Below are 21,628 nucleotides of genomic sequence, written 5' to 3'. Positions count from 1 at the left end.
CCGCTACCCGGTGGGGGCGACGAGGCGGTAGCCGACGCCGCGGACGGTCTCGATGAGCGCCGGCATGCGCAGCTTGGCGCGCAGGGACGCGACGTGCACCTCCAGGGTGCGCCCGGTCCCCTCCCAGCTGGTGCGCCATACCTCGCTGATGATCTGCTCCCGGCGGAAGACCACGCCGGGGCGCTGTGCGAGCAGGGCGAGGAGGTCGAACTCCTTGCGGGTCAGTTGGACGACCGAACCGTCCACGCTCACCTGGCGCGTCGGCAGCTCGATGCGCACCGGCCCGAGCCGCACCACGTCCTCGGCGCCGACCGGGGCGTCCTCGTGGGCGGTGCGCCTGCTGACGGCGTGGATGCGGGCGAGCAGTTCCCCGGTGTCGTACGGCTTGACCACGTAGTCGTCGGCACCGAGGTTCAGCCCGTGGATGCGGGAGCGGACGTCGGAGCGCGCGGTGACCATGATGACCGGGGTGCTGGTGCGCTTGCGGATCTTGCCGCAGACCTCGTAGCCGTCCTGGTCGGGCAGGCCGAGGTCGAGCAGGACGACGCCGAAGCAGTCGCTCTCGGGAACGAGCGCCTGGAGCGCCTCCTCGCCGCTGCGCGCGTGGGTGACGTCGAAGCCGTGCCGTGCCAGGATCGCGGACAGGGCGGCGGCCACGTGGTTGTCGTCCTCGACGAGCAGCAGTCTCATCCGCGCTCCCTTCGGTTCATCGGCCGTACGCTCGGAGTGTGTACAAAGCGTGCGCCACGCGCGTGCACCTTGCAGTGACGCCGATGGAGGGGGACGGCGTCAAGGGGGTTCCGGTTTCGGCCGCTCGAAGTTATCCGGCCGATATGCGCCCTGCTCACAAGTGCTACGACTCGTGTCCGATTGCTATCGGATCGTGATGCTCAGATTCCCCTCAGATGTAGAGACGCAGGTCGATACGCGTTACTACTGTCCTCCGAAACCGAGGAGGACGGAGCACGAGAGCGATGACCGAAGTATCGGTGGCCAAGCAGGATGCGGCCGCGACCGGCGAACTGGTCGTCCTGAAGAGTGTCAACAAGCACTTCGGCGCGTTGCACGTGCTCCAGGACATCGACCTCACGATCACCCGCGGCGAGGTCGTCGTGGTCATCGGGCCCTCCGGGTCCGGCAAGTCCACCCTGTGCCGCACCATCAACCGCCTGGAGACCATCGACTCCGGGTCGATCGCGATCGACGGCAAGCCCCTGCCCGCGGAGGGCAAGGAGCTCGCGAGGCTGCGGGCCGACGTCGGCATGGTCTTCCAGTCCTTCAACCTCTTCGCGCACAAGACGGTGCTCGAGAACGTGACCCTGGGCCAGGTGAAGGTCCGCAAGGCCGACGCCAAGAAGGCCGAGGAGAAGGCACGGGCCCTGCTCGACCGCGTCGGTGTGAGCGCCCAGGCGGACAAGTACCCCGCGCAGCTCTCCGGCGGTCAGCAGCAGCGCGTCGCCATCGCGCGGGCGCTGGCCATGGACCCCAAGGTCATGCTCTTCGACGAGCCCACGTCGGCGCTCGACCCCGAGATGATCAACGAGGTCCTGGAGGTCATGAAGCAGCTCGCCCGTGACGGCATGACCATGGTCGTCGTCACGCACGAGATGGGCTTCGCCCGGTCGGCGGCCAACCGCGTGGTCTTCATGGCGGACGGCCGGATCGTCGAAGAGGCCACGCCGGACCAGTTCTTCAGCAACCCGCGCAGCGACCGTGCCAAGGACTTCCTGTCGAAGATCCTGCACCACTGACACGGTGCGGCTCCGGCGCCCCGCGTCGTCGCCCGCCCCGGCGGCCCCGCACGCGTCGGCCGCATCCGATCGCCTGATCCTCTGATCGTCCGATCACCGTTCGATCACAGCCAAAGGATGTTCACCATGAAGCTCCGCAAGGTCACCGCCGCCTCGGCCACCGTGCTCGCCCTCGCCCTGACCGCCACCGCGTGCGGCTCCGACGACGGGGACGACAGCGGCTCCTCCGGCGGCGGCGGCAAGAAGATCACCATCGGCATCAAGTTCGACCAGCCGGGCCTCGGCCAGAAGACCCCCGACGGCTACGAGGGCTTCGACGTGGACGTCGCCACGTACGTCGCCAAGAAGCTCGGCTACACCGAGGACCAGATCGAGTGGAAGGAGTCGAAGAGCGCCGACCGCGAGACCATGCTGCAGCGCGGTGACGTCGACTTCATCGCCGCCACGTACTCGATCACCCCGGAGCGCTCGGAGAAGGTCGACTTCGCCGGCCCGTACCTGCTGGCGCACCAGGACGTGCTGCTGCGCGCCGACGAGGACTCGGTCAAGGCGCCGGAGGACCTCAACAACAAGAAGCTGTGCTCGGTCACCGGCTCCACCTCGGCCCAGAACGTCAAGGAGAAGCTGGCCCCCAAGGCCCAGCTCCAGGAGTACCCGACGTACTCGGCCTGCCTGACCGGTCTCCAGAACGGCGCCATCGACGCGCTGACCACAGACGACTCGATCCTCGCCGGTTACGCCTCCCAGTCGCAGTTCAAGGGCAAGTTCAAGCTGGGCGGCTTCAAGATGACCAACGAGAACTACGGCATCGGCGTCAAGAAGGGCAGCGACCTCAAGGCCAAGATCAACGACGCGCTCGAGGCCATGGTCTCCGACGGTGCCTGGGAGACGGCCGTCAAGGACAACTTCGGCCCGGCCAACTACAAGAACGAGCCGGCGCCGAAGATCGGCGACATCAAGAGCTGAGGCCGGGCCTGACAGGGTGCGCCGCCCTCCGGAAGGGGCGGCGCACCGGGGCGGGCATCCCTACACGCGGAAGCGCGGGAGATCGTGTTCGACTTTCTTCAGGATTACGACCTGGCGGGAGCCTTCTGGACGACAGTGCAGCTCGCTGTGCTCTCGGCCGTCGGCTCCCTGATCTGGGGCACCATGCTGGCCGCCATGCGGGTCGGCCCGGTGCCGCTGATGCGCGGCTTCGGGACCGCCTACGTGAACATCGTGCGGAACATCCCGCTGACGGTGATCATCCTGTTCGCTTCGCTGGGGCTGAACCAGACGCTGGGCGTCACACTCGGCGGCGGGGACGACTTCGAGACGATCAACTTCCGGCTCGCCGTACTCGGTCTGATCCTCTACACCTCGGCCTTCGTGTGCGAGGCGCTGCGCTCCGGCATCAACACCGTGCCGGTCGGCCAGGCCGAGGCGGCGAGGGCGATCGGGCTCAGCTTCGGCCAGGTGCTGCGCCATGTGGTGCTGCCCCAGGCGTTCCGGTCCTCCGTGGTTCCGCTGGCGAACGTTCTGATCGCGCTCATCAAGAACACCACGGTGGCTGCCGCGATCGGTGTCACCGAGGCGGCCCTCGTGATGAAGGAGATGATCGAGAACGAGGCGCAGTTGCTGCTGATCTCCGCGATCATCGCCCTCGGGTTCGTGATTCTGACGCTGCCGACCGGTCTGATTCTCGGCTGGGTGGGCAAGAAGGTGGCGGTGAAGCGATGAGCTCGGTTCTCTACGACGCCCAGGGGCCCCGCGCAAAGCGCCGCAACGTCCTGTTCACGGTCGTCTTCTTCCTTGCCTTCGCGGCTCTGCTCTGGTGGGTCATCAGTACCCTCACCGACAAGGGCCAGCTCGAATGGGCCAAGTGGGAGATGTTCTTCACCAGCGGTGAGCCCTGGTCGACCTACATCTGGCCGGGCCTGGAGAACACCTTGAAGGCCGCGGGGCTCGCGGTGGTCATCGCCCTGCCACTCGGTGCCGTGCTCGGCATCGCCCGCATGTCGGACCACGCGTGGGTTCGGATTCCGGCCGCGATCGTGGTCGAGTTCTTCCGGTCCATTCCCGTGCTGGTCCTGATGATCTTCGGCCTCGCGCTGTTCTCCGAGTACACCGATGTCAGTTCCGACGTTCGTCCGCTCTACGCGGTCGTCACGGGCCTGGTGCTGTACAACGCCTCGGTCCTCGCGGAGATCGTCCGGGCCGGCATCCTGGCCCTGCCCCGGGGGCAGGCCGAAGGCGCGATGGCGATCGGCCTGCGCAAGGGCCAGGTCATGCGGCTGATCCTGCTGCCGCAGGCGGTCACCGCGATGCTGCCGGCCATCGTCAGCCAGCTCGTGGTGATCGTGAAGGACACCGCCCTCGGTGGCGCGGTCCTCACCTTCACCGAGCTGCTCGCCTCGGGCAACACGATGAGCAGTTACTACGGCGCCAACACCATCGCCAGCTTCACCGTGGTCGCAGTGATCTACATCGGGCTCAACTTCGCGCTCACGAGCTTCGCGAGCTGGCTGGAGCGCAGGCTCCGGAAGGCCAAGAAGTCGACCGGTGCGGTGCTGGGGGCGGATGACAACCAGCCGAACGCCGGAGCGATCGCCGGTGGCGGCGGAGGCGGGTTCTGACACCCGGTCACCTCATGTGACCATCACGGAGGCAGTGGCATGATCGCCACTGCCTCCGTCGCTTGACGCCAGCAGCGGCAATAGGTTGCATACGTTCTGTGACCGTGCACCCTGCTCCAACGTCCTGTTCACCCACGTCCCCCGGGACACCGTCACGGGCAGGGGGCGTCGCGCCGTGGACCCGGTGATCATCACCGGAGCGGGGCCCGTCGGGCTCACGCTCGCCCTGGCGCTGGCGCGGCAGGAGGTGCCCTGTGTCGTCCTGGACGAAGGCCCCGGCAAGGACGAGCCGCGTCCCGCGCGCACCGTCGTCCTGCGCGAGGACACCGTCGCCCTCGTCGAGCGGCTGACCGGCACGCCGTTGACGGGCCTGGGTCTGCGTTGGGCCGGATGGCGGTCGATGCGGCGCAAGCAGGTGACACGCGAGGTCGTTTTCGGCGACACCGATCCGGCGCCCCTGCACATCGCCCAGCACGAACTGACCGGTGTCCTGCGCACGGCGCTCACCCGCGAACCGCTCGCCAGGATCGCCGCGGACAGCCGCCTGGACGGCATCGAGCAGGAGCGTTCCGGCGTCACGGCCCACACCCGCGGCGCCGACGGCACCTGGTGGCGCGGCAGCTACCTGGTCGGCTGCGACGGCCCCCGCTCCACCGTCCGCAAGCTCCAGGACATCCGCTTCCCCGGCCGTACGGCGGTGGAACGATACGCCGTCGCCGCGCTGCGCACCGAACTCCCCTGGACCGACGAGGCGCTGCTCCACCGGATGCCACCGTGGCGGACGTCCGGTCCTTCGGCGGGCGAGGTCGTCGGCCGCCCGCTGCCGGACGGTGTCTGGCGGCTGGACTGGCTGCTGCCGCCCGGCAAGGACCTGGTCACCCCCGAACTGCTGGTGAACCGGGTCCGCGAGACCCTCACCGGCTGGGCCGGCGGGACGGCCCCGTCGTACGAACTCCTCGACACCGGAGTCCACACGGTCCACCACCGGCTGGCCCGCCGCTGGCGCGTGGGCCGCGTGCTCCTCGCCGGGGACGCGGCCCACCTCCTGGGCGCGCTGGGTACGCAGGGCCTCGAGGAAGGGCTCCGGGACGCCGACAACCTCGCCTGGAAACTGGCCCTGGCCTGGCACCACGGGCCGCGCGACACCCTGCTCGACAGCTACCAGGAGGAGCGGCGCACGGCCATCGCCGCCCGGCTGCGCGCCGCCGACCAGGTGCTGCCGCTGCTGCGCGGTGGCGGGGGCCTGCGTTCCTACGTCCCCGGCTCGGCCCGCGGCAACGACTCGATGCTCACGGACGGTCACCTCGGGCACGGGGCGCTCGGTGTCCCGGGGGCGTACGCCGATTCGCCTCTCGCGCCGGTCGGCCTCGCCGGGGAGGTGGCCGTCGGCACCTCACCCGGGGCGCCCGTCACCGACGTGCGGGTGACGGCCGAGGACGGCACGTTCGTACGGCTGCGCGACCGGCTCGGGCGCGGGGCGCTGCTGGTGGTGCTGATCGCGCCGGGTACGGGGGTGTGGGACCGCAAGCACTGGGTGACCGCCGGGATCATGCCCCGGCTGGCGGCAGCGGTGACGGCACTGCCGCACCACGCCGAACTGCTGGTCGCCGAGGCGTACCCGGGTGCCGCCGCCCACACGGTGCTGCTCGTTCGTCCCGACGGCCACCTGGTCACGGCGCTGGGCGGGGTGCGTCCGGCCGACCTGTACGCGGCGGCCGAGGCGGCGCTGGGCGGGGCGCCGGCGGTGCCCGCGGACGCGGAGGAGGCGGCGGACGCGGGAGCCGCGGCCGGGACCCGCTGACCGGCCTTCTGGAGAGGGGATGCGGCCGGTGGCTGTGGGATCGGCCGGCCGTTGTCCGTATGGTGACGGTGAGTTGACCGGCCACCACCGTCGTGGTCTACTCCCGATCGTGACCGACACCTGTGTGCACCTGTGGCGGAGGGTCCATATGGACCTCGTCCGCTATGCGAGCTGCATGTGTCGCCCGTCCTGCTGAATTCGCCTCTTCTCCCTTCGCGCGGCGCCGCCCAGGCACATGGCCGCGCGCTCCCTCGCGAACCTCAGGACGGTACCCGTGTCTGTCTCCTCCTCCGCCCCTGCCTCCGTGGCGACGGCCGCTCCCACCCAGGCCGAACTCCTCGACTTCGTACGGCGTACGGCCGCCGACTCCGCCCTCCTCGCCTCCCTCCCGCTCGATCCCGGGGGCCGCACCTGGGTGCGGCTGGCCGGGCCGGGCGGCAGCGAAGCCTGGCTGATCGGCTGGCCGCCCGGCACGGGAACCGGCTGGCACGACCACGCCGAGTCCGTGGGCGCCTTCGTGACCGCGGCGGGCAAGCTTTCGGAGCACGCCCTCGCCGCCCGCCTGCCCGCCGACGGATGGAAGACCCTGGAGCTCACCGACGGCGTGGACCGTCGACGCCGGCTCCCGGCCGGCCAGGGACGCGCCTTCGGGCGGCACCACGTCCACGAGGTGCTCAACGAGTCGCCCGACCGGCACGCGGTCTCCGTGCACGCCTACTACCCGCCGCTGCCGCAGATCCGCCGCTACAGCCGCAGTGGGCAGATCCTGCGTCTGGAGCAGGTCGAGCGTCCGCAGGACTGGCAGTGAGCGAGCCCATCGGAATCGACGCGCTGCTGGAGCGGGTGCGCGGCGGGTACCAGCGGATCACGCCACGCGCGGCGTACGAGGCCGCCGAGTCCGGCACGGCGCTGCTGGCGGACATCCGCTACGCCGCCCTGCGGGAGCGGGACGGCCTGATCCCCGGCGCCCTGGTGATCGAGCGCAACGAACTGGAGTGGCGCCTCGATCCTGGTGGCAGCCACCGGCTCCCCGAGGCCACAGGGCATGACCTGCGCGTCGTCGTGGTGTGCAACGAGGGCTACGCGTCCAGCCTCGCGGCGGAGTCCCTGCACCGCCTGGGCCTGCACCGGGCCACCGATCTCATCGGCGGCTTCCAGGCGTGGCGGGAGGCGGGACTACCGGTGATCGTTCCGTAGCAGCCCGGTCGATGTCAGCCGGGTACCGGGGCCGGTGGACGGCCGCCGGGCTGGCGCACGATCGCTGGGCCGGTGGCCGACCGCTTGGCCGGTGGACGGCCGCCGGGCCGGTGGACGGCCGCTTGGCCGGTGAAGGCCAGGCGGTCTGGAAGACGGGTCCCTGGCCGGGGTTCGGGTTCGGGGCTCGGCGTGTCCTTCACGTTCGCCGGAGCGGGCCTCGGCGCCGGGGTCAGAACCCCTCGTCGAGGAACTCCGCGTCCTCGCCCTCCTCCTCCAGCGCCTGCCGGACCACCCGCAGGGCCATGCCCTCGGAGTAGCCCTTGCGGGCCAGCATCCCCGCGAGGCGGCGCAGCCTCTTGTCGCGGTCGAGACCCCTGGTGGAGCGCAATTTCCGGGCGACCAGTTCGCGTGCGGTCTCCTCCTCCTGCTCGGCGTCCAGCCGGGAGACGGCGGCGTCGATGAGCGTGGCGTCGACCCCCTTGGTCCGCAGCTCCCTGGCGAGGGCCCGGCGAGCCAGCCCGCGGCCGTGGTGCCGGGACTCCACCCAGGCGTCCGCGAAGGCGCTGTCGTTGATCAGGCCGACCTCCTCGAACCTGGACAGCACCTCCTCGGCGGCCTCGTCGGGGATCTCCCGCTTGCGCAGGGCGTCGGCGAGTTGTCTGCGGGTGCGCGGGGTCCCGGTGAGCAGGCGCAGGCACATCGCCCGAGCCTGCTCGACCGGGTCCCGCGGAGGCTCCCCCTTCTCGGCCCTCGACGAGGAAGTGGTACCTCCGTCCTCGGCGGACGACTCCGCGCGCTCACGCCGCCGTCGCCCGCGCGTGCCGCCCGTTCCCCTGCCCCGTCCGCCCCCGCGAGGCGCCCCGCCGTCACCGTGGCGCGCCTCACCGTCGTCGGGGAGGCCGGCTGCGTACGGGGTCGCGGTCGCCCCGTACGCTCCGCCGTCCGCCCCGGCGGAGCCGTCGTCACCCGGTTCCGCCTGCCCGCGCTCCCACGGCGCGGCATCCGGGTCCGGGTGGGCGTACTCGGCCCAGTCGGTTCGTCGTGTCACGGATCAGCTCTTGGCTGCCGCGGCCTTGGACTTGGTGGCCTTGGCCGTCGCGGGGGCGGGAACCACCGGTGCGGCGGCGGCCGGGGCGGCGGAGGCGGCGGCGGCGTCCGCACCCGGCTCGGTGGCCGGCTCCTCGGGACGCACTCCGACGCCCAGCTTCTCCTTGATCTTCCTCTCGATCTCGTTGGCGAGGTCGGGGTTGTCCTTCAGGAAGTTGCGCGCGTTCTCCTTGCCCTGGCCGAGCTGGTCGCCCTCGTACGTGTACCAGGCGCCGGCCTTGCGGACGAAGCCGTGCTCCACGCCCATGTCGATCAGGCCGCCCTCGCGGCTGATGCCCTGGCCGTAGAGGATGTCGAACTCGGCCTGCTTGAAGGGCGGCGCGACCTTGTTCTTGACGACCTTGACGCGGGTGCGGTTGCCGACCGCGTCGGTGCCGTCCTTCAGCGTCTCGATGCGGCGGATGTCGAGTCGCACCGAGGCGTAGAACTTCAGCGCCCGGCCACCGGTCGTGGTCTCCGGGGAGCCGAACATCACGCCGATCTTCTCGCGGAGCTGGTTGATGAAGATCGCGGTGGTCTTGGACTGGTTGAGCGCGCTGGTGATCTTCCGCAGGGCCTGGCTCATCAGGCGGGCCTGCAGACCGACGTGACTGTCACCCATCTCGCCCTCGATCTCCGCGCGGGGCACGAGGGCCGCGACGGAGTCGATGACGATGAGGTCGAGGGCACCGGAGCGGACCAGCATGTCCACGATCTCCAGGGCCTGCTCGCCGTTGTCCGGCTGGGACAGGATCAGGTTGTCGATGTCGACGCCGAGCTTCTGCGCGTACTCGGGGTCGAGGGCGTGCTCCGCGTCCACGAACGCGACCTGGCCGCCGGCCTTCTGCGCGTTCGCCACCGCGTGCAGGGTCAGGGTCGTCTTGCCCGAGGACTCGGGGCCGTAGACCTCGATGACGCGGCCGCGCGGCAGACCGCCGACGCCGAGGGCCACGTCGAGCGCGGTCGACCCGGTCGGGATGACCTCGATGGGCTCCTTCGACCGGTCGCCCATGCGCATGACCGCGCCCTTGCCGAACTGCCGTTCAATCTGTGCGAGCGCGGCGTCCAGGGCCTTCTCGCGGTCGGTTCCTGCCATGGGTTCCACCCGGTTTGCTTGATTCGATCGCTTCACGTCAAAGACGCTAATGCCTGCCACTGACAATCCACCCCGATGCGGGTCCGGCCTGTGGATAACTCGGGCACTTCTCCGCCCAAACCCAGTCGAATCACCCGTCACGAGCCTCGCCAGAGCCTCCATGAGAATGGATGTTCGATTTTGGTGTCAAGCGCACCACGCGGCACCTCCGAGCGTACGTCTGCCAGGCCGGCGGCCGGGTGGCTAGAGTGCGGACCGCGACGCGAGGAGGGGGAACGGCATGGCCAAGGTCAACGTCAGTCTCGACGCCGAACTGGTGGTGGAGGTGATGGTCCTGGCCGGCATCGGCTCGCCCCAGGACGCCGTGGAGGCGGTGGTGCGGGACTACATCGCCCGCGGCCACCGCACGGAGACCCGTACCGGCTCCAGGGACCGCGACCTGCGGGAGGTCGACGCCAAGCCGCAGGAGCCGCAGGGCTGAGCCCCACGGGCTCAGCCGCCGCCCCCGCCCTCCTCCGACCCGGAGCCCGTGGAGTCCGGTCGCCGGGCCCACAGCTTCCGCAGTCGCGTGGGGCTCCCGACCCCCGCCCTGCGGTTGCGCCGCCCGTGCACGCGCGGATCGTCCGTGACGTCGTAGCGCTTGACGTACGCACCGAGGAACGCCTGCAGCGTGGCGATCGCCGGGATGGCGATCAGCGCGCCGACGGCGCCGAGCAGCGCGGTGCCCGCGACGACCGAACCGAAGGCGACCGCGGGATGGATGTCCACGGTCTTGGACGTCAGCTTGGGCTGCAGCACGTAGTTCTCGAACTGCTGGTAGATCACCACGAAGATCAGCACCCACAGCGCGTACCAGGGGTTGACCGTGAAGGCGATCAGCATGGGCAGGGCGCCCGCCAGATAGGTGCCGATGGTGGGGATGAACTGCGACACCAGGCCCACCCACACGGCCAGCGCGGGAGCGTAGGGGACCTCCAGGAACTCCAGGAGGACGTAGTGCGCTATCCCCGAGATCAGTGCCATGAGACCGCGCGAGTACAGGTAGCCGCCGGTCTTGTCCACGGCGATCTCCCACGCGCGCAGGACCTCGGCCTGCCGCGCGGGCGGCAGGACGGAGCAGAGGGCGCGCCGCAGCCGGGGGCCGTCGGCGGCGAAGTAGAACGAGAACAACAGGACCGTCAGCAGCTGGAAGAGTCCGCCGAGGACCTGGGCCGACACGTCCAGCACTCCGGTGGCGCTGTTCTGCACGTAGGTGCGCAGCCAGTCGGAGCGGAGCAGCCCTTCTTGGATGTCGACCCGTCTCAGCTCGGTGTGGAAGTGGCCGTTGACCCAGTTGATGACGGAGTCGAGGTAGTCCGGGAAGTCCTCGACCATCTTGACGATCTGGCCGGCGAGCATGGAGCCGAGCAACGTGACGAAACCCGCCGCGGCGGCCAGCACGGCGAGGAAGACCAGGAAGGTGGCCAGCCCGCGGCGCAGACCGCGCCCGGCCATCCAGCTCACCGCGGGCTCGATGGCGAGAGCCAGGAAGAACGCGATGAGGATGTTGATCAGCAGCCCGGTGAGCTGGTGGAAGGCCCAGCTGCCCAGCTGGAAGACGGCGACGAGCGCGAGGGCCAGCACCATGGCGCGCGGCAGCCAGCGCGGCATGCGGGCGCCGGGCCCGGCGGTACCGCCGGCAGGGGGACCGGTGGGCGGCGCCGCGCCGGTCGGGGATGCGTGCTGCCGGGCCGCTCGCCCGGTCTCCTCAGTGGGTGCCACGGACCAAGTCTCGCCCACGCCACCGGCGGCCGAGTCCCCTCCGCCGATCTCCGTGACCGATCAGCGCTGTTCCTGTGGCACGTTCATGACGGTGCAGACCACCCGCCACACGTCCTTGGTGTCCCAGCCGGCGTCCAGTGCCTCGTGCACCGTACGCCCGCCCAGCTCCGTCATCACGTGGTCGCGCGCGAAGGTGTCGGCGTAACCCGGACCGAAGTGATCCGTCATCCGCTCCCAGAAGACCGTCAACCGCATGCCTCCAGTATCCCGCCCCTGAGAGTGGGCCCCGAGCCGGTGCCGGGTTCCCGGACCGTTTTTCGGCCTACGGTCTGTCCCATGGCCGAAACCGGAGCTTCCCCACTCCCCCCGACCCCCCTCACGCCGGCGTCGCACTCACCGCTCGCGCGCGCGGAGCACTTCGTCTGGCTGACGGCGCGCGTACTGGAGCAGCGTCTGTTCGCGTACCACTTCCGCGCCGGTGACGCCGAGCCGGTGGAGACCGCGCTGGACGCCTACCGCAACGGGGACGGCGGATACGGCCACGCGCTGGAGCCCGACCTGCGCGGTCCGGTCAGCCAGCCCCTGCACACCGCACGCGCCCTGCGTGTCCTGGACGCCGTCGGACGCTGCGGCGGACAGCGCGTGGAGCGGATGTGCCGCTACCTGACCTCCGTGTCCACCCCCGAGGGCGCCCTGCCGGCGATCCATCCCAGCCAGCGCGGGTATCCGTCCGCCCCTTTCGTGCCGGTCGTGGACGACCCGCCCGGCGAGCTGCTCGCCACCGGCCCGGTGGTCGGCCTGCTGCACCGCAACGACATCTGGCACGCCTGGCTGTTCCGGGCCACGGACTTCTGCTGGCAGACGGTCGAGTCGCTGGGGACCTCTCACCCGTACGAGGTCGAGGCCGCCGTGACCTTCCTGGACGCCGTTCCCGACCGCACGCGCGCGCAGGAGGCGGCCGACCGGCTGGGCCGCCTGGTGCGCGAGCAGCGCCTCGCCGTACTGGACCCGGAAGACCTGGACGCGTATCCGGTCTCCCCCGGCTACGCGCCGGGCGAGCACCATTTCCCCCACGACTACGCGAGGAATCCGCGCTCCCTCGCGCGCGCGTGGTTCACGGACGACGAGATGGACCGCTCCCTCGACTTCCTCGTGGCGGAGCAGGAGGAGGACGGCGGCTGGCCCGTCCGCTGGCAGCAGTGGGCACCGGCACCCGCGGCGGAGGCTCGTCCCGGAGTGACCCTGGAGGCCCTGCGCACGCTCCGGGCGTACGGTCGATCCCTGGACTGACCCCGCTCAACCGCCCAGGGCCCGGACGCCCGCGGTCACTCCCACGGCCGCCGCGACGACGAGCAGGAACGGCGCGCGCAGCACCAGCGCCACGGCGGCCGCGGCGACCCCCGCGGCCCGGGCGTCCAGCACGAGCGTCTGCCCGTCGGCCAAGGTCTGCTGGGCCGTCAGCGCGGCGAGGAGCGCGACGGGCAGCAGGGCCGCGAGGCGCCGGACCACAGGCCGCTCCAGGGCGCCGGCGGGCACGAGCAGCCCGAGGAGCTTGACGGCGTAACAGCCCACCGCGGTCAGACCGATCGCGATCCAGACGTTCAACGGTCCCCCTCCCCGGCACGGTCCCCGGCCGCACCTCGGCCGCGGCGTCCCCGCGCCCACAGGACGGCCGGGGCCGCCAGCGCGGCCACCAGGACCGGTACACCGGCGGGCAGCACCGGCAGCAGCCCCAGCCCCAGGACGACGGCCAGGCCGGCGACCACACGGTCCGTGGCGGTCCTGAGCATCGGCGCGAGCAGCGCCAGGAAGACCGCCGGGCCGGCGGCGTCGAGGCCCCAGGCGTCGGTGTCCCCGATGGCCTCGGCGCCCAGCGCACCGAACAGTGTGGTGAGGTTCCACAGCACGTACAGGCTGAGCCCGGTGACGGTGAACCCGATTCTCACCGCGCGCCGGGTGGGCTGCGCGAGGGCCACCGCCGTCGTCTCGTCGATCACCCACTGCGCGGCGAACGGCCGCACCGCGCGCGGGAGGGCCAGCAACTGCGACAGCCGCAGCCCGTAGAAGGCGTTGCGCACGCCCAGGAAGAAGGCCCCTGCCGCGGCGGTGAACGGGTTGCCTCCGGCCGCCAGCGCGCCCACCAGAGCGAACTGGGAGGCCCCGGTGAACACCAGGAGGCTGAGCGCGCAGGTCTGCGCGAGTGTCAGTCCGCTGCCCGCCGATGTCACCCCGAAGGCGAACCCGGACAGTCCGACGGCGACTCCGACCCCGAGGGCGTCCCGTACGACGGCGGCGTCCGGCTTGTCCTCGGCCACGCCCGTGTCGGGAACGACTGTCTGTTCTGTCACGCCTCGGACCGTAGGAGAAGCCGCCGCCGCGCGTCTTGTACGTTCTTGCGCTCCCGCTGGTAGGCACCGGGTGGCACGCCCACGATCCGCGCGAAGTGCCGGTTCAGGTGCGGCTGGTCGGTGAAGCCGACGGCGACGGCCGCCTCGGCCGGTGTCGTTCCGGCGTCGAGCAGCCGCCGCGCGCGGCGCACCCGGGCGTCCGTCAGCCAGGTGTGGGGTGGCATGCCGTAGGCGTCCCGGAAGGCGCGCAGCAGGGCGAACGGGCTGCTTCCCAGTTCCCCGGCGAGGCGCTCCAGGCTCGGCGGGTCCGCCATCCGGGCCTCCAGGGCGGCACGCGCGCGTGCCGCGGTCCTGGCCCCGGCCGTCCGCACTTCCTTCCTGGGCAGCGGCCCTCCGTTCAGCCGCAGCAGCCGGGTGACGGCCACCCGCAGGAAGGTGTCGGCGGCGAGCGCGTTTCCCTCGTCGGCCGCTCGCAGCACGCGGTGCACCAGCTCGACGGTGTACGGATCGTCGAGCACCGGCCGGACGAACCCCGGCGTCCCGCGCAGCGTCGTCGTCTCCGCCGCGATCCGGGCCACCAGTTCGGGCGCCGGGTAGACGGCGCCGTAGCGCCACCCCTCCGGCACTCCGGCCCGGCCGGTGTGCGGGGTGTCGGGGTTGATCAGGGCGAGCGATCCCGCGGTGGCGTACTGGTCGCTCCCGCCGTGGTGGAAGACCTCCACTCCGTCTGCGATGGCGGCGATGACGAAGTGCTCGTGGGTGTGACGTATGAACGTCTTCCGTATGTACCGGGCCCGCAGCAGATCGACGTCGGGCAGCTCCGCGTAGCGCCAGTGCCGTGCCCGCTCGTCCGATCCCGCCGCCATGCTCCCATTCTCCGTCAGTGCCCCGGCCCACCGATCCTCTCCTCGGAACACCCCCGCGGTCCCGTCACCGCCCCGCCGTTCGCCCAGCTCAGGCCGATTGTCAGTGCTCGGGTGCACGATGGATCCATGGTCAGCTCCGCACACCGAGCCCTGGACGGCTTCTCCCCCGCGACCCGCGGCTGGTTCACGGGGGCCTTCTCCGCGCCCACCGCCGCCCAGGCGGGGGCGTGGCAGGCCATCTCGGAGGGTTCGGACGTGCTGGTGGTCGCGCCCACCGGCTCCGGCAAGACGCTCGCCGCCTTCCTCGCCGCCCTGGACCAGCTGGCCTCGACGCCTCCGCCCGCCGACCCCAAGAAGCGCTGCCGCGTCCTGTACGTCTCCCCGCTCAAGGCCCTGGCCGTCGACGTCGAGCGCAATCTCCGCAGCCCGCTGACCGGCATCCGCCAGGAATCCGTCCGCCTCGGTCTGCCCGAGCCCGAGGTCAAGGTCGGCATCCGCTCCGGCGACACCCCGCCCGCCGAGCGCCGTGCCCTGTCCACCCGCCCGCCGGACATCCTGATCACCACCCCGGAATCCCTGTTCCTGATGCTCACGTCGGCCACGCGCGACGCGCTCACCGGCGTCGAGACGGTGATCCTCGACGAGGTGCACGCGGTCGCCGGCACCAAGCGCGGCGCCCATCTGGCGCTCACCCTGGAGCGGCTGGACGAGCTGTTGCCCAGGCCGGCCCGCCGCATCGGCCTGTCGGCGACGGTCCGTCCGGTGGACGAGGTCGCCCGGTTCCTCGCCCCGCGCGGCAAGGTGGAGATCGTCCAGCCGGAGTCGGGCAAGGAGTTCGACCTGTCCGTCGTCGTCCCCGTCGAGGACCTGGGCGAGCTGGGCGGCTCCCCGGTGGCGGACGGCAACGAGGGCGCCGAGCGCCCGTCGATCTGGCCGCACGTCGAGGAGCGGATCACCGACCTCGTCCAGTCGCACCGCTCCACGATCGTCTTCGCCAACTCCCGCCGCCTGGCCGAGCGCCTGTGCAACAGGCTCAATGAGATCGCGTACGAGCGGGCGACCGGCGAGCCCCTGGACGAACACCACTCCCCCGCCGAGTTGATGGGCGGCTCGGGAGCCGCCCAGGGTGCCCCCGCGGTGATCGCCCGTGCCCACCACGGCTCGGTCTCCAAGGAACAGCGCGCCCTCGTCGAGGAGGACCTCAAGGCGGGCCGCCTGCCCGCGGTGGTGGCCACCTCGAGCCTGGAGCTGGGCATCGACATGGGCGCCGTCGACCTGGTCGTCCAGGTCGAGTCGCCGCCCTCCGTCGCCTCCGGTCTCCAGCGCGTCGGCCGCGCGGGCCACCAGGTCGGTGCCGTCTCCACGGGCGTGGTCTTCCCGAAGTACCGCGGTGACCTGGTGCAGGCGGCCGTGGTCACCGAGCGGATGCGCAGCGGCGCCATCGAGGCCCTCAAAGTCCCCGCCAACCCGCTGGACGTCCTGGCCCAGCAGATCGTCGCGATGACCGCCCTGGTCACCTGGCAGGTCGACGACCTGCTCGCCACCGTCCGCCGCGCCGCCCCCTTCGCCTCCCTGCCGGAGTCCGCCTTCACGGCCGTCCTGGACATGCTGGCCGGCCGCTACCCGTCGGACGCCTTCGCCGAGCTGCGCCCGCGCGTGGTGTGGGACCGGGTGGCCGGCACGGTGACCGGCCGCCCGGGCGCCCAGCGCCTCGCCGTGACCTCGGGCGGGACGATCCCCGACCGCGGGCTCTTCGGGGTGTTCCTCGCCGGGGCCGATCCGAAGAAGGGCGGCGGCCGGGTCGGTGAGCTCGACGAGGAGATGGTTTACGAGTCGCGTGTCGGCGACGTCTTCACGCTCGGCACCAGTTCCTGGCGGATCGAGGACATCACGCGCGACCGGGTCCTGGTCTCCCCCGCCCCCGGTGTCCCGGGCAGGCTCCCCTTCTGGAAAGGCGACCAGTTGGGCCGCCCCCTGGAGCTGGGCCGCGCGCTGGGTGCCTTCCTGCGCGAGGTCGGCTCCCTCGACAAGGAGGACGCCCGGCTGCGCCTGGTCACCGCGGGCCTGGACGCCTGGGCCGCGGACAACGTGCTGGGGTACCTCGACGAGCAGCGCGAGGCCTGCGGACACATCCCCGACGACCGCACCATCGTCGTGGAGCGATTCCGGGACGAGCTGGGCGACTGGCGGGTGGTGGTCCACTCTCCCTTCGGCGCGCAGGTCCACGCCCCATGGGCCCTGGCGCTCGGCGCCCGCCTGACCGAGCGGTACGGCATGGACGCCCAGGTGATGCACGCCGACGACGGCATCGTGCTGCGGCTGCCGGACGCCGACCTGATGGGTCTCGACCTGCTCGACCAGGAGCCGACGAAGCCGGGCCTGGAGTACGACGCCGGGCAGGCGCCCGTCGGCGCGGCCGACGTCGTCTTCGACAAGGGCGAGGTCGACCGGGTCGTCACCGACCAGGTGGGCGGCTCGGCCCTGTTCGCGTCCCGGTTCCGCGAGTGCGCCGCCCGCGCGCTGCTGCTGCCGCGCCGCAGCCCCGGCAAGCGGACCCCGCTGTGGCAGCAGCGCCAGCGTGCCGCGCAGTTGCTGGAGGTGGCGAGCGAGTACGGCTCGTTCCCGATCGTGCTGGAGGCGGTCCGCGAGTGCCTCCAGGACGTCTTCGACGTGCCCGGCCTGGTGGAGCTGATGGGGGACTTGGAGTCCCGCAGGGTCCGCCTGGTCGAGGTCACCACTCCGGAACCGTCCCCGTTCGCCCGCTCCCTGCTCTTCGGTTATGTCGCCCAGTTCCTGTACGAGGGCGACTCACCGCTCGCCGAGCGCCGTGCCGCCGCCCTCTCGCTGGACTCGCGGCTGCTGGCCGAGCTGCTCGGCCAGGCGGAGCTGCGCGAGCTGCTCGACGCGGAGGTGCTCACCGAGCTGGAGCGCGAGCTGCAGTGGCTCACCGAGGACCGCCGCGTCAAGGACCCGGAAGGTGTGGCGGACCTGCTGCGGCTGCTCGGTCCGCTCACGGACGCCGAGCTGGCCCAGCGGGGCGCCGAGCCGCAGTGGGCGCCGGAGCTGGCCGCGGCCCGCCGTGCGATCAGGGTGCGGATCGCCGGCGCCGAGCACTGGGCGGCGATCGAGGACGCGGGCCGGCTGCGCGACGCACTGGGCACGGCCCTGCCCGTCGGCGTGCCCGAGGCGTTCACCGAGCCGGTCAAGGACCCCCTCGGCGATCTCCTCGCCCGCCACGCCCGCACCCACGGCCCCTTCACATCCGTCACCGCGGCTGCCCGCTTCGGCCTGGGCGTCGCGGTCACCGAGGGCGCCCTGCAGCGGCTCGCCGCCGCGGGCCGGGTCGTGCAGGGCGAGTTCCATCCGGCCGGCATCGGCCAGGAGTGGTGCGACGCGACGGTCCTGCGCAGACTGCGACGCCGTTCCCTGGCCGCCCTGCGGCACGAGCTGGAACCGGTGCCGCCGGCCGCGCTCGGGCAGTTCCTGCCCCAGTGGCAGCACATCGGCAAGGGCCACGCGCTGCGCGGCATCGACGGGCTGGTCCGTGCCGTCGAACAGCTGCAGGGCGCCTCCGTGCCCGCGTCGGCCCTGGAGAAGCTGGTCCTGCCCTCCCGCGTGGCGAACTACCACCCGGCCATGCTGGACGAACTCACGGCCGCCGGTGAAGTCGTGTGGGCGGGAGCCGGTTCCCTCCCCGGCAAGGACGGCTGGGTCTCCCTCTACCTGGCCGACGCGGCCCCGCTGATCCTGCCGCCACCGCATCCACTGGAGCCGACCGCCCTCCATGAATCCGTTCTGAACACCTTGTCCGGCGGATACGGCCTGTTCTTCCGGCAGATCGCCGACCAGGTCCGTGCCACCACCCACCCGGACGTCACCGATCCGCAGCTGGCCGACGCCCTGTGGGACCTGGCCTGGTCCGGACGGCTGACGAACGACACGCTCGCGCCCCTGCGTTCCCTGCTGGGCTCCGGCCGCACCGCGGGCTCCACCGCGCACCGCGCCAAGCGCGCGGTGCCACGCGGACGCTACGGCTCGCTGACGGCCGCCGCCCGCACCGCCTCGCGCACCGGTCCGCCGACGGTCGCTGGCCGGTGGTCACTGCTCCCGGCCCGCGAGCCGGACACCACGGTGCGTGCGCACGCCCTGGCCCGCACGCTCCTCGACCGGCACGGCGTGGTGACCCGCGGCGCCGTGGCCGCCGAGGGCGTCGAGGGCGGCTTCTCGGCGGTGTACCGCGTCCTGGCCGCCTTCGAGGAGAGCGGCCAGGCCCGGCGCGGCTACGTGGTGGAAGGGCTCGGGGCCGCGCAGTTCGCCATGGAGGGTGCCGTGGACCGGTTGCGCGCCGTCGCCAACGCCCGCGAGCGTGGTGACGGTCAGACCACGTTCACCGATTTCACCGGCGGCGCCGGGACGGGGACCAGGACCGCACGGGACGACTTCTCCGGCCGCCCGGCGTCCACCGCCCTCGCCGGCTCCCCGTTCGACGACTTCCCAATCCCGGCCGACGGCCACGGCACCACGGAGGCTGCGGACACCCCCGTCGAGGGGCCCGACGCCGGCGGAACCCCTCGCGTCCCCGGCGCCCCGAGCCACTCCGACGACGTCTTCGCGGACCCGGACCAGCTGGGCCGGTCACCGTCCCGGGGCGACTACATCTCGCCTCGCGACTACGCCGAACCGGGCGCCGGAGGACCACGCGGGGGCGGCACGCACGGTGGCTTCGGAAGCCCGCGCGGAGGCGACACGTACGACGACGGCTACGGAGGCCCGCGCGGGGCCTACGACACCGGCGTTCCCAGCCACCCCGGCCCGCCCGGCCGTCGAGGCCGGCCCTCCGCCGGACCACGGGCCGTCGTCCTGGCCGCCGCCGATCCGGCGAACGCGTACGGGGCGGCCCTCACCTGGCCCGAGCCACCGCCCGGCGCCACGCACAAGCCGGGCCGCAAGGCGGGGTCCCTGGTGGTGCTCGTCGAGGGCGAGCCCTCGCTCTACATGGAGCGCGGCGGCAAGACCCTCCTGCTCTGGCCCTCCGATCCGGACGCCCGGCCCACCGACGACTCCCGGCTGCGCGCGGCGACGGAAGCGCTCGCCTCGGCCGCCCGCGCCGGTTCCCTCGGCACGGTCACGGTCGAGCGCCTCAACGGCGAGGCGGCCCTGACCTCCCCCTTCGGTCCGCTTCTGGAGGAGGCCGGGTTCATCGCGACCCCACGCGGCCTGCGCATCAGAGCCTGAGCCTGTCACTCTTGACGCATGCCCGAAGGAGACACGGTCTGGCAGGCCGCGCGACGGCTGCACGACGCCCTCGCGGGTGACGTGCTGATCCGCAGCGACTTCCGCGTGCCCCGCTATGCCACGGCCGACCTCACCGGCCGGACGGTCCTGGACGTCACCGCGCGCGGCAAGCACCTGCTCACCCGCGTCGAGGGCGGCCTGACCGTGCACTCGCATCTGCGGATGGACGGCTCCTGGAAGGTGTTCGCCGCGGGGCAGCGCTGGAGCGGTGGTCCGGCGCACCAGATCCGGGTGGTTCTGGGCACCGCCGCCCGCACGGCCGTCGGCTATCGCCTGCCGGTGCTGGAGATCCTCCGCACCGCCGACGAGGAGCGCGCCGTCGGCCACCTCGGTCCGGACCTCCTGGGCCCCGACTGGGACGCCGACCTGGCGCTCGCCAACCTGCGCGCGGACCCCGCCCGTCCTCTCGGTGAGGCCCTCCTCGACCAGCGCAATCTCGCCGGCATCGGCAACGTGTACAAGAGCGAGCTGTGCTTCCTGCTCGGCGTCACCCCGTGGCTCCCGGTCGGGGACCTGCCCGACCCGCACGCCGTGAAGGTGCCCGCGCTCGCGAAGAAGCTCCTGGAGGCCAATCGCGACCGCCCGGTCCGTCGCACGACGGGCCTGCGCGGCCAGGACCTGTTCGTGTACGGTCGCGCGTCCCGCCCCTGTCTGCGCTGCGGCACACCGGTGCGCGTCGCGAACCAGGGCGACGGCTCCCGCGAGCGCCCCACGTACTGGTGCCCCGCCTGCCAGCCCGGCCCCGCCCCGCGCCCGGGCGGCTATGCCGGAACCAGGCCACGGCGCGGGGCGAGCTGACGGGTCGGCCCGGACTCAGCCGACGAGCAGACCGTCCATCTGCCCGACCGCCTCCCGCAGCCCTTCTTCCATGCCCATCTTCGTGAGCTGGTCCATCTGCTCCCGGGTGTCGAAGACCGAGCGCATCTCCATGCGTGTGCCGCTGTCGCGCTCGGTGAACGTCACGCGGGTCGCGGTCGTGGGCATGTCGGCGCTCGGCACCCCGTCCGCGTCGGCGAACCCGTCGGTGAACTCCAGGGACGTCGGCGCGTCCACCGAGGTGACCCGCCACCAGCCCCGGAACTTGTCCCCCTCCGGTCCGGTCATGAAGTACGTGACCTCTCCGCCCGGCGTCAGGTCGTGCTCCTCCACCGTCGCCGGGTAGGTCGGCGGGCCCCACCAGCGCTCGAGCTGCCGCGGGTCGGCCCACAGCTGCCACACCCGTTCGACGGGAGCGGAGAAGTCGGCGATCAGGGTGAGGGTGAGGTTGTCGAGATCCTTGTCCAAACTGGTGACACTCATCAGTCCTGTCCTTCCATCGGATCGGGCACATCGGACCGAGCCTCGGATGCCGCACCGGACCGCACCTCGGATGGCAACTCCTGGGAGAGCAGACGGGACATCCGCTCCACCCGTCCACGCCAGGCGGCCTCGAGTTCGTCCAGTGCCTGCCGGGCCCGGACCACGGCATCGGGGTCGGTGCGCACGAGCTGCTCCCGTCCGCGGCGCTGCTTGACCACCAGACCCGCCCGCTCCAGGACCGCGACGTGCTTCTGCACCGCGGCGAAGCTCATCGGATAGGCCTCGGCCAGTCGCGACACCGACAGGTCGCCCCGTACGCAGCGACGCAGGATGTCGCGGCGCGTCGTGTCGGCCAAGGCGTGGAACAGTCGGTCCACGCCTTCCTCGGTTCCTTCGGCTCCTTCGGAAGCTCCATCTACAACCATTTGGTTGTACGTTATCTCGGACACGCCCTGCTGTAAAGCACTCAGCGGTCGCTGGAGGCCGGGTCGCTGGAGGCCGGGTCGCTGGAGG

At 72.0% G+C, this 21,628-nt stretch carries 22 protein-coding genes; 12 read left to right on the top strand and 10 right to left on the bottom strand.

Annotation, left to right across the window (positions count from 1 at the left end):
* Nucleotides 1–3: 3 nt before the first annotated feature.
* Nucleotides 4–690 (bottom strand): response regulator transcription factor, encoded by a 687-nt coding sequence (locus ACFIF2_RS16640; RefSeq protein ID WP_395573417.1) that lies wholly within the window; start codon nt 688–690, stop codon nt 4–6.
* A gap of 284 nt (nt 691–974) precedes the next feature.
* Here ACFIF2_RS16640 and ACFIF2_RS16635 point away from each other — a divergent pair, with 284 nt between their 5' ends.
* The 8 genes from ACFIF2_RS16635 (at nt 975) to ACFIF2_RS16600 (ending at nt 7,364) form a co-directional block, all read left to right on the top strand.
* A complete protein-coding gene (locus tag ACFIF2_RS16635) occupies nt 975–1,751 on the top strand; it encodes an amino acid ABC transporter ATP-binding protein (RefSeq protein WP_395573416.1) in 777 nt (258 codons plus the stop codon).
* A gap of 126 nt (nt 1,752–1,877) precedes the next feature.
* The gene (locus ACFIF2_RS16630) at nt 1,878–2,717 is read left to right on the top strand and encodes a glutamate ABC transporter substrate-binding protein (protein ID WP_395573415.1); all 840 of its coding nucleotides are present in this window, start codon (nt 1,878–1,880) and stop codon (nt 2,715–2,717) included.
* An 84-nt stretch (nt 2,718–2,801) separates the two neighbouring features.
* Nucleotides 2,802–3,470 (top strand): amino acid ABC transporter permease, encoded by a 669-nt coding sequence (locus tag ACFIF2_RS16625; RefSeq protein ID WP_395573414.1) that lies wholly within the window; start codon nt 2,802–2,804, stop codon nt 3,468–3,470.
* Nucleotides 3,467–4,366 (top strand): amino acid ABC transporter permease, encoded by a 900-nt coding sequence (locus tag ACFIF2_RS16620; protein WP_395573413.1) that lies wholly within the window; start codon nt 3,467–3,469, stop codon nt 4,364–4,366. The genes ACFIF2_RS16625 and ACFIF2_RS16620 overlap by 4 nt, the downstream gene beginning before the upstream one ends.
* Before the next feature lie 175 nt (nt 4,367–4,541).
* Complete coding sequence (locus ACFIF2_RS16615) at nt 4,542–6,167, top strand: FAD-dependent monooxygenase (RefSeq protein WP_395573412.1); 1,626 nt, start codon at nt 4,542–4,544, stop codon at nt 6,165–6,167.
* A 19-nt stretch (nt 6,168–6,186) separates the two neighbouring features.
* Nucleotides 6,187–6,363, top strand: a complete 177-nt coding sequence (locus ACFIF2_RS16610) for a putative leader peptide (protein WP_395573411.1) — start codon at nt 6,187–6,189, stop codon at nt 6,361–6,363.
* Nucleotides 6,364–6,402: 39 nt separating this feature from the next.
* Nucleotides 6,403–6,975, top strand: a complete 573-nt coding sequence (locus ACFIF2_RS16605; RefSeq protein ID WP_395573410.1) for a cysteine dioxygenase — start codon at nt 6,403–6,405, stop codon at nt 6,973–6,975.
* On the top strand, nt 6,972–7,364 hold the full coding sequence (locus ACFIF2_RS16600; protein WP_395573409.1) for a rhodanese-like domain-containing protein: 393 nt from the start codon (nt 6,972–6,974) through the stop codon (nt 7,362–7,364). The genes ACFIF2_RS16605 and ACFIF2_RS16600 overlap by 4 nt, the downstream gene beginning before the upstream one ends.
* Nucleotides 7,365–7,593: 229 nt before the next feature.
* Here the strand turns inward: ACFIF2_RS16600 and recX are convergent, their stop codons facing one another.
* Both recX and recA read right to left on the bottom strand, forming a co-directional pair.
* The gene (recX, locus tag ACFIF2_RS16595; RefSeq protein WP_395573408.1) at nt 7,594–8,412 is read right to left on the bottom strand and encodes a recombination regulator RecX; all 819 of its coding nucleotides are present in this window, start codon (nt 8,410–8,412) and stop codon (nt 7,594–7,596) included.
* Between the two features lie 3 nt (nt 8,413–8,415).
* Nucleotides 8,416–9,546, bottom strand: a complete 1,131-nt coding sequence (gene recA, locus ACFIF2_RS16590; protein ID WP_395573407.1) for a recombinase RecA — start codon at nt 9,544–9,546, stop codon at nt 8,416–8,418.
* A 280-nt stretch (nt 9,547–9,826) separates the two neighbouring features.
* On the opposite strand from recA, the gene ACFIF2_RS16585 reads away from it, so the two are divergent.
* Nucleotides 9,827–10,027, top strand: coding sequence for a DUF2191 domain-containing protein (locus ACFIF2_RS16585; protein ID WP_395573406.1), 201 nt, complete (start codon nt 9,827–9,829; stop codon nt 10,025–10,027).
* 11 nt (nt 10,028–10,038) lie between these two features.
* Here ACFIF2_RS16585 and ACFIF2_RS16580 read toward each other — a convergent pair whose 3' ends face one another.
* Together ACFIF2_RS16580 and ACFIF2_RS16575 are read right to left on the bottom strand one after the other, a co-directional pair.
* Nucleotides 10,039–11,307, bottom strand: coding sequence for an AI-2E family transporter (locus ACFIF2_RS16580; RefSeq protein ID WP_395573405.1), 1,269 nt, complete (start codon nt 11,305–11,307; stop codon nt 10,039–10,041).
* 60 nt (nt 11,308–11,367) lie between these two features.
* Nucleotides 11,368–11,562, bottom strand: a complete 195-nt coding sequence (locus ACFIF2_RS16575) for a DUF3046 domain-containing protein (protein ID WP_395573404.1) — start codon at nt 11,560–11,562, stop codon at nt 11,368–11,370.
* 81 nt (nt 11,563–11,643) lie between these two features.
* On the opposite strand from ACFIF2_RS16575, the gene ACFIF2_RS16570 reads away from it, so the two are divergent.
* Nucleotides 11,644–12,597: a hypothetical protein gene (locus ACFIF2_RS16570; RefSeq protein ID WP_395573403.1), complete on the top strand. Its 954-nt coding sequence runs from the start codon at nt 11,644–11,646 to the stop codon at nt 12,595–12,597.
* Nucleotides 12,598–12,603: 6 nt separating this feature from the next.
* Here ACFIF2_RS16570 and ACFIF2_RS16565 read toward each other — a convergent pair whose 3' ends face one another.
* From ACFIF2_RS16565 to ACFIF2_RS16555, 3 genes are read right to left on the bottom strand one after another with little or no spacing between them, the layout of a single operon-like run.
* The gene (locus ACFIF2_RS16565; RefSeq protein WP_395573402.1) at nt 12,604–12,912 is read right to left on the bottom strand and encodes an AzlD domain-containing protein; all 309 of its coding nucleotides are present in this window, start codon (nt 12,910–12,912) and stop codon (nt 12,604–12,606) included.
* Nucleotides 12,909–13,655: an AzlC family ABC transporter permease gene (locus ACFIF2_RS16560; protein ID WP_395573401.1), complete on the bottom strand. Its 747-nt coding sequence runs from the start codon at nt 13,653–13,655 to the stop codon at nt 12,909–12,911. Before ACFIF2_RS16560 ends, ACFIF2_RS16565 begins: the two co-directional genes overlap by 4 nt.
* Nucleotides 13,652–14,521 (bottom strand): AraC family transcriptional regulator, encoded by an 870-nt coding sequence (locus ACFIF2_RS16555; RefSeq protein ID WP_395573400.1) that lies wholly within the window; start codon nt 14,519–14,521, stop codon nt 13,652–13,654. Before ACFIF2_RS16555 ends, ACFIF2_RS16560 begins: the two co-directional genes overlap by 4 nt.
* A 126-nt stretch (nt 14,522–14,647) precedes the next feature.
* Here ACFIF2_RS16555 and ACFIF2_RS16550 point away from each other — a divergent pair, with 126 nt between their 5' ends.
* Together ACFIF2_RS16550 and ACFIF2_RS16545 are read left to right on the top strand one after the other, a co-directional pair.
* On the top strand, nt 14,648–19,756 hold the full coding sequence (locus tag ACFIF2_RS16550) for an ATP-dependent helicase (protein WP_395573399.1): 5,109 nt from the start codon (nt 14,648–14,650) through the stop codon (nt 19,754–19,756).
* Between the two features lie 18 nt (nt 19,757–19,774).
* A complete protein-coding gene (locus tag ACFIF2_RS16545) occupies nt 19,775–20,614 on the top strand; it encodes an Fpg/Nei family DNA glycosylase (protein ID WP_395573398.1) in 840 nt (279 codons plus the stop codon).
* A gap of 15 nt (nt 20,615–20,629) precedes the next feature.
* Here the strand turns inward: ACFIF2_RS16545 and ACFIF2_RS16540 are convergent, their stop codons facing one another.
* Nucleotides 20,630–21,115 (bottom strand): SRPBCC domain-containing protein, encoded by a 486-nt coding sequence (locus ACFIF2_RS16540; RefSeq protein ID WP_395573397.1) that lies wholly within the window; start codon nt 21,113–21,115, stop codon nt 20,630–20,632.
* Nucleotides 21,115–21,540 carry an ArsR/SmtB family transcription factor gene (locus tag ACFIF2_RS16535; protein ID WP_395573563.1) on the bottom strand — a complete coding sequence of 142 codons (426 nt, stop codon included), beginning with the start codon at nt 21,538–21,540 and terminating at the stop codon, nt 21,115–21,117. Before ACFIF2_RS16535 ends, ACFIF2_RS16540 begins: the two co-directional genes overlap by 1 nt.
* Nucleotides 21,541–21,628: the final 88 nt, after the last annotated feature.

Origin of the sequence: Streptomyces sp. BK79, from assembly GCF_044142145.1 — a bacterium.
GTDB lineage: Bacteria > Actinomycetota > Actinomycetes > Streptomycetales > Streptomycetaceae > Streptomyces.
This window is presented reverse-complemented; position numbering and strand designations above follow the sequence as displayed.